The 12,217-nt window shown below is 70.7% G+C and carries 13 protein-coding genes; 3 read left to right on the top strand and 10 right to left on the bottom strand.

Translation table 11 applies throughout. From position 1 onward, the window contains the following. Nucleotides 1-692, bottom strand: a 692-nt coding sequence (locus tag EAO75_RS04025; RefSeq protein WP_147994278.1) for a TerD family protein, incomplete at its 3' end; no start/stop codon positions are given. A 177-nt stretch (nucleotides 693-869) separates the two neighbouring features. Continuing rightward, on the bottom strand, nucleotides 870-1,466 hold the full coding sequence (locus EAO75_RS04020; protein WP_147993599.1) for a M48 family metallopeptidase: 597 nt from the start codon (nucleotides 1,464-1,466) through the stop codon (nucleotides 870-872). 344 nt (nucleotides 1,467-1,810) lie between these two features. Between EAO75_RS04020 and EAO75_RS04015 the strand changes: the two genes are divergently transcribed. Then, entirely contained in the window at nucleotides 1,811-3,019 is a 1,209-nt protein-coding gene (locus EAO75_RS04015) for a TOMM precursor leader peptide-binding protein (RefSeq protein ID WP_147993598.1), read from the top strand. Continuing rightward, the gene (locus EAO75_RS04010) at nucleotides 3,012-4,382 is read left to right on the top strand and encodes an ABC1 kinase family protein (protein WP_147993597.1); all 1,371 of its coding nucleotides are present in this window, start codon (nucleotides 3,012-3,014) and stop codon (nucleotides 4,380-4,382) included. Before EAO75_RS04015 ends, EAO75_RS04010 begins: the two co-directional genes overlap by 8 nt. Before the next feature lie 105 nt (nucleotides 4,383-4,487). Here the strand turns inward: EAO75_RS04010 and EAO75_RS04005 are convergent, their stop codons facing one another. The 5 genes from EAO75_RS04005 to EAO75_RS03985 all read right to left on the bottom strand — a co-directional run bounded on the left by EAO75_RS04005 (nucleotide 4,488) and on the right by EAO75_RS03985 (nucleotide 8,383). Then, nucleotides 4,488-4,697, bottom strand: coding sequence for a hypothetical protein (locus EAO75_RS04005; RefSeq protein WP_147993596.1), 210 nt, complete (start codon nucleotides 4,695-4,697; stop codon nucleotides 4,488-4,490). 137 nt (nucleotides 4,698-4,834) lie between these two features. Beyond that, the gene (locus tag EAO75_RS04000) at nucleotides 4,835-5,158 is read right to left on the bottom strand and encodes a hypothetical protein (RefSeq protein WP_147993595.1); all 324 of its coding nucleotides are present in this window, start codon (nucleotides 5,156-5,158) and stop codon (nucleotides 4,835-4,837) included. Next, nucleotides 5,155-5,523 carry a WhiB family transcriptional regulator gene (locus tag EAO75_RS03995; RefSeq protein WP_109496206.1) on the bottom strand — a complete coding sequence of 123 codons (369 nt, stop codon included), beginning with the start codon at nucleotides 5,521-5,523 and terminating at the stop codon, nucleotides 5,155-5,157. The genes EAO75_RS04000 and EAO75_RS03995 overlap by 4 nt, the downstream gene beginning before the upstream one ends. Before the next feature lie 172 nt (nucleotides 5,524-5,695). Beyond that, nucleotides 5,696-6,022: a hypothetical protein gene (locus EAO75_RS03990; protein ID WP_147993594.1), complete on the bottom strand. Its 327-nt coding sequence runs from the start codon at nucleotides 6,020-6,022 to the stop codon at nucleotides 5,696-5,698. A 165-nt stretch (nucleotides 6,023-6,187) separates the two neighbouring features. Next, nucleotides 6,188-8,383: an ATP-dependent DNA helicase UvrD2 gene (locus EAO75_RS03985; RefSeq protein WP_187284299.1), complete on the bottom strand. Its 2,196-nt coding sequence runs from the start codon at nucleotides 8,381-8,383 to the stop codon at nucleotides 6,188-6,190. 185 nt (nucleotides 8,384-8,568) lie between these two features. Between EAO75_RS03985 and EAO75_RS03980 the strand changes: the two genes are divergently transcribed. Then, nucleotides 8,569-8,811 (top strand): mycoredoxin, encoded by a 243-nt coding sequence (locus EAO75_RS03980; protein ID WP_147993592.1) that lies wholly within the window; start codon nucleotides 8,569-8,571, stop codon nucleotides 8,809-8,811. A gap of 74 nt (nucleotides 8,812-8,885) precedes the next feature. On the opposite strand, the gene nudC is transcribed toward EAO75_RS03980, so the two are convergent. The 3 genes from nudC to EAO75_RS03965 form a co-directional block, all read right to left on the bottom strand. Further along, nucleotides 8,886-9,830 carry an NAD(+) diphosphatase gene (nudC, locus tag EAO75_RS03975; RefSeq protein ID WP_147993591.1) on the bottom strand — a complete coding sequence of 315 codons (945 nt, stop codon included), beginning with the start codon at nucleotides 9,828-9,830 and terminating at the stop codon, nucleotides 8,886-8,888. Between the two features lie 156 nt (nucleotides 9,831-9,986). After that, nucleotides 9,987-11,390 (bottom strand): dipeptidase, encoded by a 1,404-nt coding sequence (locus tag EAO75_RS03970; protein ID WP_147993590.1) that lies wholly within the window; start codon nucleotides 11,388-11,390, stop codon nucleotides 9,987-9,989. Between the two features lie 10 nt (nucleotides 11,391-11,400). Then, nucleotides 11,401-12,217, bottom strand: an 817-nt coding sequence (locus EAO75_RS03965; protein ID WP_410092197.1) for a PD-(D/E)XK nuclease family protein, incomplete at its 5' end; no start/stop codon positions are given.

The raw sequence follows: 12,217 nt of genomic DNA, 5'->3' as shown, positions 1-12,217 counted from the left end.
GATCCCGGAGGGGGCGCGAAGCCCTGCGCGGCGGGCGCCGGTGCAGGCGCGGGGGCCGGGGCGCCGAACGCGGGCGGCGCGGCGGACTGGGCCGGCGGTGCGAAGCTGGGAGCCGCGCCGGTCTGGGGCTGCTGGGCCTGCTGCGGGGCGGCGGGTGTCTCCTCCTCGGCCACCTCGCCGCCGAAGTTCTTCAGCAGCGCGTCGAGACCACCGTCGAAGCCCTGGCCGACGGCGGCGAACCGCCAGACGTCCTTGAGGTAGAAGTCACCCAGCATGACGGCGCGTTCGGTGGAGAACTCCGAGCCGTTGAAGGCGTACCGGGCCACCTCCTCGCCACCGGCGACGATGCGGAGGTACCCGGGGCTGATCTGCGACATCTGTCCGGCGCCGTCGACCGTCGCCGTGAAGGACAGCTTCTGGATCTGAGGGGGGATCCTGTCGAGGGTGATCCGGAAGGACTCCGTGTCACCGGCCTGGGTGCCGAGGAGCTGGATGGACTCCTCGGGGGACTTCGGCTGGTTGAAGAAGACGAAGTAGCGGTCGTCCGAGAGCCGTTCGTCGGCGTCGAGACCGAAGCAGCTGATGTCGAAGGTCAGCCCTGGGGCGGAGATCTGTACCCCTACGTACAGGTCCGTGCCCGCGGTGAGGTCACTGATCTTGGCCTTGTGGCCGCGTTGGAATTCCCTGGCCATGCGTAACGACCGTCCCCCATCCCGAATGTGAGTGCGTCGCGCCAGGCTAACGGCAAACTCGGACATCGGACGAAGCCGGTACAGACCCGGTACACAACCCACGCCCGGTCGAACCGGAAGCGCTGCCTGCGGCGCCGCTTCAGAGAGCGGACGGGTGCGGTCGCGGGCCCCTCGGGCTCATTCGCCGCGTGCGCCGGGCAGATGCGGCAACCGCTCGGCGCCGACCACGCCTTCGAGGTAGCCCTTCGCCCGCTCGGTGCGGGGATAGGCCTCCAGCAGCCGCCAGAAGCCGGGCCCGTGGCCGGGCACCAGGAGATGCGCGAGTTCGTGCAGGAGAACGTAGTCGACGACGTACTCGGGCATGCCCTGCAACCGGTGCGACAGGCGAATGCTGCCCTCGGCCGGGGTGCACGAGCCCCAGCGGGTGTTCTGGTTGGTGACCCAGCGCACCGAGTTGGGATGCGCACGGCCGTCCAGATACTGGTCCGACAGCCGCTCGGCCCGCTCCGCCAGCTCGGCGTCCCCGATGACCCGCTTGCTCTCCTGCGCGGCCAGCTTGTCCAGCATGACGCTCACCCAGCGTTGCTCCTCGGCCTCGGACATCCGGGCAGGGATGAGCACGACGGTGCGATCGCCCTCGCGGTACGCCGAGACCGTCCGGCGGCGCCGGGCGCTTCTGCGGACCTCGATCGCGCTCGCCCCCGAGCCGCTCGGCGGCGGGCTCGTCGTACTGCGCTGTGGCGTTCCGGCGCGGTGCAGTGGGTCGGCGGACACGCCCCGACGTTACCCGCTGCACACGCGGGAAGTCCCGACTCCGGGACGGTTCGATCCCGATCCCCCACCATGCGTTTGATTTGTACGACGAATATCCACCGCCTGTGGACAACTTTCGGCACCAGCCGCCGCGTCGGGGCATGCTGACAGTCGTCGACGGAGCCACGACCGAGCTCCTCCGACGCACGGGGATGTTCCACGACGGCTACGGGGGCCAGTTCATGCACGCGACGGATTCACCGAATTCAGACATTTCAACCGCACGACCACCGGGGGCGCCGACGCCGTCGACTCCACCAGTCCAGTCGACTCGGACAGATCCACCGACCCTGACAGCTCCCCTGATGAAGCCGGCGTTCAGGCGCGGCTGGCGCGACCTCAACACCGTACAATTCGGGATGACTCCGGCACACGCGCTGACGCTGGGGCCCATGGACACGGCGACGGGCAGCTTCCTCGATCAGCTCAACGGCACTCGCGGACTGGAGCTGTTGCGCGAGGAAGGCCGCCGCATGGATCTGCCGGACGGTCATGTCGACAGGCTGGTGCGCCGACTGGCAGGGGCCGGACTGCTCGACGACGCGAAAGGGGGCGGCCCGGCCGGCGACACCCTGCGGCGCAAGAAGGAGGTACTGGACCGGATGCGCCCCGATCTGGCCTCGCTGTCCCTGACCACGTCCCAGCCGGGTGAGGCGATGAGCCGCCTGACCGCGCGTCGCTCACTGCGCGTACAGGTGAGAGGTGCCGGCCGGGTGGGCTCGATGGTGGCCTCGCTGTTGTCGGCAGCGGGGGTGGGCGACGTCGACGTGCGCGACGTCGGCCGGGTCGAACCGTGGGACGTGACGCCGGGCGGGCTGCCCATGGAGGCGGTCGGCGACCGCAGGGACGAGGCCGCGCGGCGGACCGCACGCCGCTGCGCACCGGACCGCCCACCGCGCCGCGGTCCCCGCTCGCGCTTGGGAGAGGAGACCACCGGCCACTCCCTGGTGATCATCGCGCCCCGGGACGACGTCGCCGTACACGCCCCCTCCCCGTCCGCCGCCGAACCCCTCGTCTCCTCCGGCACGCCCCACCTGTACGCCGGTGTCGTGGAGGGAACCGGCGTGGTCGGCCCGCTCGTCCTGCCCGGCGAGACCGGCTGCGCCGGCTGTCTGAACGAGGAGCGCACGGATCGGGACCCGGCCTGGCCCCGGCTGGTCGCCCAGTGGCGCTCGGGCTCGAGGAGGACGCGCGAGGTGCGGCCCTGCGACCTCACGCTGGCCACCACGGTCGCCGGACTGGCCGCCGCACACGCCCTCACCTTTCTGGACGGCCGGGTTCCGTCGAGCGCGGGTGCACGCTGGGAAGTATCCCTACCCGGTCTGACCTGGCACGCCCGGCCCGTGTGGGCACATTCCGCCTGCCCGTGCGGCGCCACGAGGAAAGGTGAGGGAGAACACCCCTCCGAGGAAGGGGAGTGGCACGAGACAATGGCGGAGCAGCGGCCGTCGAAAAAGTCACGCCGTAGGGCAGACACAGAGCGGCCGGCTCGGACCTGGAGGGCGCATGTCTGATCTTCCCCGCAAGGCGGTCACCCGCACCGCCAAGCTCGCCGCGCTTCCGCTCGGCTTCGCCGGACGGGCGACCTGGGGACTGGGCAAGCGGATCGTCGGCGAGTCCGCGGAGATCGTCGGCCGCGAGTTGCAGCAGCGCACCGCGGAGCAGATGTTCAAGGTGCTCGGCGAGCTCAAGGGCGGCGCGATGAAGTTCGGGCAGGCCCTGTCCGTCTTCGAGTCCGCCCTGCCCGAGGAGATCGCCGGCCCCTACCGCGCCGCGCTCACGAAGCTCCAGGAGGCAGCTCCCCCGATGCCGACGCGCACCGTGCACTCGGTGCTCGCGGAGCGGCTCGGTGAGGACTGGCACGACCTGTTCCTGGAGTTCGAGGACAAGCCGTCCGCGGCCGCCTCGATCGGCCAGGTGCATCGCGGAGTGTGGCACGACGGCCGCGAGGTCGCGGTCAAGGTGCAGTACCCGGGCGCCGGCGAGGCCCTACTGTCCGACCTGAACCAATTGAGCCGCTTCGCCCGACTCTTGGGCCCGCTGATCCCCGGCATGGACATCAAGCCGCTGATCACCGAGCTCAAGGACCGGGTCTCGGAGGAACTGGACTACGGCCTGGAGGCGCAGGCCCAGCAGGCACACGCGGACGAGTTCGCCGACGATCCCGACGTCGTCGTGCCCGCGGTGGTCCACCAGTGCGACCAGGTCCTGATCACGGAGTGGATCGAGGGCATCCCGCTCTCGGAGGTGATCTCCGACGGCACCCAGGAGCAGCGCGACCGGGCCGGCCAGCTCCTGGCCCGCTTCCTCTTCTCCGGCCCGGCCCGCACCGGCCTGCTGCACGCCGACCCGCACCCGGGCAACTTCCGCCTCCTGCCGAGCGGCCCGGACGGCGAGGACGACTGGCGGCTGGGCGTCCTGGACTTCGGCACGGTCGACCGTCTGCCGGGGGGCCTGCCGACCCCCATCGGCGACTCCCTGCGGATGACCCTGGACGGCGAGGCGGACGCCGTCTACGAACTTCTCTGCGAGGAGGGCTTCGTCAAGGATTCCATCGACCTGGACCCCGACGCCGTCCTCGACTACCTCCTGCCGATCATCGAACCGGCCCAGGTCGACGAGTTCACCTTCACGCGGGGCTGGATGCGCAGCCAGGCCGGCCGCGTGGCCGACCCCCGCTCCCCCGCCTATCAACTCGCGAAACAGCTCAACCTCCCCCCGGCGTATCTCCTCATCCACCGGGTGACGCTGAGCACGATCGGGGTGCTGTGCCAGCTGGGCGCGACGGTGAGACTGCGCGAGGAACTGGAGGAGTGGCTTCCTGGATTCGTCCTGGAGGAGCCGACCGCTGAAGAGGGGTCGGCGGCGGAGGCGTGAGCTGACGCTGCTTGCGTGGAAGCGCTGGGGGGCGGCCCCCAAGGGAGCAGCCGCCCTACCACCAAGCCGAGTCCAGCCGCCCCTCCCCCCAAGGGAGCAGCCGCCCTACCACCAAGCCGAGTCCAGCCGCCCCTCGATCGCCCTGAGATTCTCCCGAGAGCACTTGTCGCAGATGTACTGACGGGTGCCGTTCTCCACCGAGCAGGTCCAGGTGGGCTGCGGGGACCGGGCCTCGGTGCCGCATCGGGCGCACACGAGGGGCTGGGGCTCCGTGGCGGAGCCGCCGTTGTCACTGCCTCCGGAAAGACTCGTCACTCGGCGACGATACCGCCGCCGCTGTCCGATCGACGGGCACAACGCACCGCGGGGGCCGGTCCGTTCGTACGGACCGGCCCCCGCGGGGAGTTACCGCCTCCCTGATCGGGGAGGCAACCGCGTAGCGGTGTGGTCGATTACTGCATGACCGCCATGGCGAGCGCACGGCGAGCACGCAGCGAGGCGCGCTCGGCCCGGCGCTGCATGCGGCGCGCGGTCGCGACGCGCACGGCCCGGCGTTCCCGCGCGGCCTCGTGCTGTCGCTCGTGCATATGCGCACGTGCCAGGGCTTCTTGGATGAGTTGCATCTCTCGGTTCCTGTTCTGACGCGAGTCCTTCGCGCCACTGGTGGTGAAGTCTTCAGGCGCGGAGCCTGCGAGCTCGTGGGTGGACGGCTTCATCGGGGCCTGCTTCTGGGGGTCGTGCGTGAGGGGACGGTCGATCGTTCCTGCGGTGTTCATGCCGTGACCGGGTTCTTGCGCGGGCGGCCACGCGGCCGCTTCCGGGCGACGACGACACCCTGGACGAACAGCTCGCCACCCCAGACGCCCCAGGGCTCACGCCGCTCCTTGGCGCCGGCGAGGCAGGCCTCGATCAGCGGGCAGGTGCGGCAGAGGGACTTGGCGTACTCGACGTCCGCCGGCGACTCGGCGAAGAAGACCTCCGGGTCGTAGGAACGGCAGGGGACGGGTACGCCGAGGTTCTCGATGGCGTCGTCGAGCGCGGTGAGCGCAGTGAGGGGAGTCAAGGTGGAGTCCTCCGTGAGGCCGGGCTTGGGGATCGCGTCTGAAGGCGGTACTGACGGGGCGTGCGCTTCGAGTTGCACGGTTGGTCTTCCTCGTCTGTCGTTCCGGCCCTGTTGGGCCGGGTGGCGGTTGGTACCGGGTTTCCTTGTCCCGAGGCCCCTTCGCTCTGTCATCCCTGTTCGAGGACAAACAGAAGGGCCGCGGATCCCGGATGGGGTTCCGCGGCCCTGAAGGCGCCGGCCTGATCGACTGTCAGGCTGGATCACTCCAGGGTTCTGGCCCACGGAAGGCCCACATCTGGTGGTGCTGCGTCGTCTGCTTCCGGAATCCGGCACCGGTCGCCGTAGCGGCATAGGCATGCGCCTTTGCCTCTACTGCCGCTTCCAGTGCCTTGGTCGGTCGCTCATTGCGCTCACTGACGGGAAGACCCGCGAGAGACACGGAGGACGCCGGGCGGGCGGCACGGATGCCGGACAGACCGGTGCCCTGGTTCGAGGCGACGAGCATGCACAGGGAGGCGACGACCGAGCGATCGGTCATTTTGACGGTGCTGATGGAGCTGGCGTTGATGCTGATCACTGGACTCGCCTCCTCTCGGCGTCTCGAGGGACTGGGGTGAACCAGTCCGATGGGTATGCAAGTAGAACACGGAATTGGGGCCTCCGAGAAGGCCTCCGTTCCCGTGGCTAAGAACCTATGGGGATTGCTGGGGCATGCGCAAACTATTTTTTCGACGAGTTCGTGTCATTCCCCGTCCGGGCCGTCCTCAACCTCCTGGCCTGCACAGATGGCCAGCACATCGGCTCCGTAGCGGTCGAGCTTGCGCTTGAGGACACCGGGGATGCGGGAGAGTTCAACCGGATCGGTCGGCTCCGCCTCGGCGATGGCCATCAGGGTCCGGTCGGTGAAGACGCAGAAGTCGGGCTGCCCGCTGAGCCGTGCCTGAACGCCGCGCCATTCGCGGAGGCGTTCGTAGAGGCCCTCGTCCATGTCGGACGGGCAGTCCTCGCAGCGCATCAGCTTCATCTCGCCGGCGTCGATGAGGGTGCGCCCGCAGACGCGGCAGCGGGCAGGGCTGCGCTGTGTCCGTCTCGGGGCGGCGTCCGGTCTGCTCGTGAAGCCGCGCTCGACACCTCCGGAGCCGGCCGCGGCGGCGCGTCCGGTGGTGCCGGTCGAGCCGGGGCGCAGTCCGTCGAGGAATCGGCTGGGGCGGCGGTTCGGGCGGCCGCCGGGTGCGCGGGTGAGGGCCCAGGAGACGTGGAGGTGCTGCCGGGCGCGGGTGACGCCGACGTAGAGGAGGCGGCGTTCCTCCTCGATCTGTTCGTCGGTCTTTGCGTAGGTGATCGGCATCATGCCCTCGGCGACGCCGACCAGGAAGACGACGTCCCACTCCAGGCCCTTGGCCGAGTGCAGGGAGGCGAGGGTGACGCCCTGGACGGTGGGGGCGTGCTGGGCGTTCGCCCGTTCGTCGAGCTCCGCGACGAGGTCGGCGAGGGTGGCGCCGGGTTTGGCGGCGGCGAAGTCGTGGGCGAGGTTCACCAGGGCTGCCAGCGATTCCCAGCGCTCTCTGACGGCGCCGGAGCCGGCCGGTGGCTCGGTGGTCCAGCCCTCCCCCGACAGCACGGCACGGACCTGGGAGGGCAGGTCGACGACGTCGTCGAGGAGGGCGTCGTTGCCGCCGAAGCGGGCCGCGCCGCGCAGGGCGATGCCTGCCTTGCGTACTTCGGGGCGGTCGAAGAAGCGCTCGGCGCCGCGCAGCTGGTAGGGGACGCCCGCGTCTGCGAGGGCCTGTTCGTAGGTCTCGGACTGGGAGTTCGTCCGGAACAGGATGGCGATCTCGCTGGCCGGGACGCCGGCGTCCATGAGTTCGCGGATGCGGCGGGCGGCGCCTTCGGCCTCGGCGGGCTCGTCGGTGTACTCGGTGTAGACGGGTTCGGGGCCGGGGTCGCGTTGGGAGATGAGTTCCAGGCGGTGGTCGGCGGCGCGGCCGCGGGCCTGGGCGAGCAGGCCGTTGGCGAGGTGGACGACCTGGGGGGTGGAGCGGTAGTCGCGGACGAGCTTGACGACGGTGGCTCCGGGGTGGCGGGTGCGGAAGTCGAGCAGATGGTCGGGGGTTGCGCCTGTGAACGAGTAGATGGTCTGGCTGGCGTCTCCGACCACGCACAGGTTGTCGCGCTCGCCGAGCCACAGCTCCAGCAGGCGCTGCTGGAGCGGGCTGACGTCCTGGTACTCGTCGACGACGAAGTGCTGGTACTGGGAGCGGACCTGGTCGGCGATGTCGTGCCGGTCCTGGAGGATGCCGACGGTGAGCAGCAGGACGTCCTCGAAGTCCATGACGGAGCGGTCCCGCTTGAGGTCTTCGTAGACGTTGTAGATCTGGGCGATCTCGGCCGGGTCGCGGGGGGCTTCGCGGCCTGCTTTCGCGGCGGCGGGCGCGTAGTCGGCGGGGACGGTCTGGGTGACCTTGGACCATTCGATCTCGCCGGTGACGTCCCGCAGCTCGCCCCGGTCGAGGCGGATGCGGCAGGCGGCGGCCGCGTCGGCGACGAGTTGGATCTTGCGGTCGACGAGCCGGGGCATGGAGCCGCCGACTGCTTTCGGCCAGAAGTACTGGAGCTGGCGCAGGGCGGCCGAGTGGAAGGTGCGGGCCTGGACTCCGGTGGCGCCGAGCTGGCGCAGTCGGCCGCGCATCTCGCCGGCGGCGCGGTTGGTGAAGGTGACGGCGAGCACGCTGGAGGGCTGGAGGATGCCGGCCCGTACCCCGTAGGCGATGCGGTGGGTGATTGCCCGGGTCTTGCCGGTGCCGGCGCCTGCGAGCACGCACACCGGACCGTGCAGGGCGGTGGCCACCTCGCGCTGCTCGGGGTCGAGCCCTTCGAGCACCGCGTCGGCCGAGTCCGGTGCCTGCGGGAAGAGGGTGGAGTGCGTTGCTGCTGTCACACGGCCATGCTGCCAGGTCGTCGGAGACGGCTGTGCCGGTTGTCCACAGGCAGGCCTTGATAGTCGTACTAATGCGGCAGGCGTCACGTGGCGGGGCATACCCCGGGTGGGAATGGCGGCCCGGTCGCGTGCGTTCCCCCTCCGGAAGACCTGTTTCCCCGAGCCATCAGAGGAGCGCGCGAGCCATGCAGGGCACTGTGACGATGTACAGCACCACCTGGTGCGGCTACTGCCAGCGGCTGAAGAAGCAGCTGGATCGCGAGGGCATCGCGTACACCGAGATCAACATCGAGCAGGACCCTGAGTCCGCCGCGTTCGTCGAGAAGGCGAATGGCGGAAACCAGACGGTTCCGACCGTGCTTTTCGCGGACGGTTCGACGCTGACGAACCCGTCGCTGGCTCAGGTCAAGCAGAAGGTCAGCGCCTGACCGCGCTTGTCGGCGCGGTTGTGGAAGGCGGTCCCTGAGGCGCTTCAGGGGCCGCCTTCTTGTCGTGCGTCCTCTCAGACGAAGCTTCTCGTCGGCAGTGGCTTGCCGTACCAGAGCTCGATCAGGCGTGCCGCGATGGAGATGCCGTACGGCGGGAGGACCTCGCCGGAGTCGAAGGCGGCACGCAGTTCCTCGCGGGAGAACCAGCGGGCCTCGTGGATCTCGTCACCGTCGACGTTGATGTCGGTGGAGGTGGCGCGGGCCATGAAGCCGAGCATGAGGCTGGACGGGAAGGGCCAGGGCTGGCTGGCGACGTATTCGACCTGCCCGACGGTGATCCCGGCTTCCTCGAAGACCTCGCGGCGCACCGTCTGCTCGATGGACTCGCCGGGTTCGACGAAGCCGGCGAGCGTCGAGAAGCGGCCTTCGGGCCAGTGGACCTGGCGGCCGAGGAGGATGCGGTCGTCCTCGTCGGTGACGGCCATGATCACGGCGGGGTCGGTGCGCGGGTAGTGCTCGGCGCCGCAGGCGGGGCAGCGGCGGATGTGCCCGGCTGCGGCGATCACGGTGCGCTCGCCGCAGCGGGAGCAGAAGCGGTGGGTGCGCTGCCAGTTCTCCAGGCCGACGGCGTGCACCATCAGGCCCGTGTCGCGTGGCGACAGCAGCAGGCCCGCTTCGCGCAGGCCTGCCGCGCGGGCGGACTGGTCGATGCGGCCGGGCAGCGCGTCCTTCTGGAGGGCGAAGTAGCTGACGCCGTCGTCGTCGATGCCGAGGAAGTAGCGGTGCGCCTCGGTGAGGGGGGCCTCGAAGGAGGGGGTCATGACGAGTTCGGTGCGGCCGTCCGCCGTCTCGTCGATGAGGACCTGGCCGCCGGAGACCACGAAGCAGCGGGTGGTGGGGTGGCTCCACGCTGCCGCGAGCCAGGCCTCGTCGAGGCGGTGGTGGGCGGCGCGGTCGATGCCGCTCGGGGCGGTGAGCGAGATGGGTCGGTCGGCGGTGTGGTCGGTCCAGGTGGTCACGGGTGCTTCCAACTCCCCCAGTGGAACGGTGTGCTTCGGCGGGCGGATCGGCGGGACGTATGGCGGGAGGGGACCGGGTGCGGCAGGGCTCGGTGGTGCGGGACGGCCTGTCCAGTGTGCCCCGCGCGTGATGCCGCTCCGGACGGCCCCGGTGGCTCAGGGCGCATGGCGCCAGTTCGCGGCCAGGTCGCCCCACAGGTAGGCGGTGGTCTCGACGCCTTTGAGGAGCAGGTCCAGCTCGACCTTCTCGTTCGGGGCGTGCCAGCCGTCGGAGGGGACGGAGATGCCGAGGAAGAGCACGGGGGCGCCGAGGACGTCCTGGAGGTCGGCCGCGGGTCCCGAGCCGCCTTCGCGGGTGAAGCGGACTGGCCCTTCGAAGGCGCGGCCCATGGCGCGTACGACGGACTGCAGGGCGGGGTGGTCCAGTGGGGTCAGGCACGGGCGCGTGGACCCGGTGAAGGTGATCTCGCAGCGGATCCCGGCGGGCACCTGGTCGGCGGCCCAGGCGCGGACGGCCTTCTCGATGTGCTGGGGGTCCTGTCCGGCGACGAGCCGGAAGGAGAGCTTCACCATGGCGGAGGACGGGATGATCGTCTTGCTGCCGGGGCCTTGGTACCCGCCCCCGATGCCGTTGACCTCGGCGGTCGGGCGGGCCCAGATGCGCTCCACGGTGGTGAGGCCGGCCTCGCCTTGGGTGGCGTACGACTTGGCGGTGCGCAGCCATCGCGCCTCGTCGAAGGGCAGCTCGGCGAAGAGCTCGCGCTCGCGGTCGGTGAGCTCGACGACGCCGTCGTAGAAGCCGGGGACGGCCACGCGTGCGTGCTCGTCGTGCAGGGCGGCGACCAGGCGGGCGGCGGCGGTCGCGGGGTTGGGGACGGCGCCGCCGAAGGAGCCGGAGTGGATGTCCTGGTCGGGGCCGTACAGCCGGATCTCGCACTCGGCGAGGCCGCGCATGCCGGTGCAGACGGTGGGGGTGTCCTCTGCCCACATGCCGGTGTCGGACACGATCACGGCGTCGGCCGCGAGCCGCTGCGCGTGCTCCTCGACGAGTGCACGGAAGTGCGGGGAGCCGGACTCCTCCTCGCCCTCGATGAGCAGCTTCAGGTTGACGGCGGGGGTGCTGCGGCCGGTGGCGGCGAGGTGGGTGCGGACGCCGAGTGTGTGGAAGAACACTTGGCCCTTGTCGTCGGCCGCCCCGCGCGCGTAGAGGCGTCCTTCGCGGACGACGGGCTCGAAGGGGTCGCTGTCCCAGCCGTCCTCGCGGGCGGCGGGCTGCACGTCATGGTGGCCGTAGACGAGGACGGTGGGTGCCTCGGGGTCGTCGGAGGGCCACTCGGCGAAGACCGCGGGCGCGCCCTCGGTCGGCCAGACCTCGGTGGTCGGGAAGCCGGTCTCGGTGAGCTTGGCGGCGAGCCAGTCGGCGCTGCGGCGTACGTCGGGCGCGTGGTCGGGCTGGGCCGACACGGAGGGGATGCGCAGCCATTCGGCGAGGTCGTCGAGGAAGGCGGCACGGTGCTGCTCGATGTACGTGCGGACGGCGCTGTCCGGGGTCTGGCTCATGGTCACGAGCCTATCGGCCCGCACCGACATCCTGGTTGGGCGGTTCCTCACAGTTCATCTCGGCGACCGGCTCCTCGGTCAGCAGCCGCTCCAGGGCCGCCCGGCCCGGCAGGTCGTCCGGGCGTACGACCGCGCCGCTGCGGACGTACAGGAACGCGGCGTCGACCGATTCCGGGGGTACGCCCTGCTGCTCGGCCCAGGCGAGCCGGTACAGGGCGAGCTGGAGCGGGTCGGCGGTGCGGGTGCGGTTGGTCTTCCAGTCGACGATCTCGTACGTCGCCGCCTCGCCGTCGCCGATCTTGTAGACGGCGTCGATACGGCCCCGTACGACGCGGCCGGCGATCGCGAGCTGGAACGGGGCCTCGACCCGGTACGGCGTGCGGTGCGCGTATTCGGTGCGCTCGAAGGCGTCCTTGAGCGCTTCCAGGTCCCGCTCGTCGGCGATCTCGGCCTCGCTGCCGGGGAGGTCCTCCGGCTCCAGCATGGGCAGTGTCAGCTCTTCGAAGCGGGCCTCGACCCAGGCGTGGAATCGGGTGCCTCGACGCGCGGCGGGTTGTGGGGGGCGCGGCATGGGGCGCGCGAGTTCCTGCGCGAACCCGTCCGGATCGGCGGCCAGGCGCAGCAGCTGGGACGCGGTCAGTGACGCGGGCAGGGGTACGTCCGTGACGCTCGCGCGGGCGCGCAGCAGCTCCCCGGTGAGGGCGTCGAGGCACCCGATTCCACGCCTGGGTCGAGGCCCGCTTCGAAGAGCTGACACTGCCCGCGCTGGAGCCGGAGGACCTCCCCGGCAGCGAGGCCGAGATCGCCGACGAGCGGGACCTGGAAGC

This window comes from Streptomyces sp. UW30, from assembly GCF_008042075.1.
Lineage (GTDB): Bacteria > Actinomycetota > Actinomycetes > Streptomycetales > Streptomycetaceae > Streptomyces.
The sequence above is the reverse complement of the archived record's forward strand: the minus strand, read 5'-3'. Positions and strand labels throughout refer to the sequence as shown.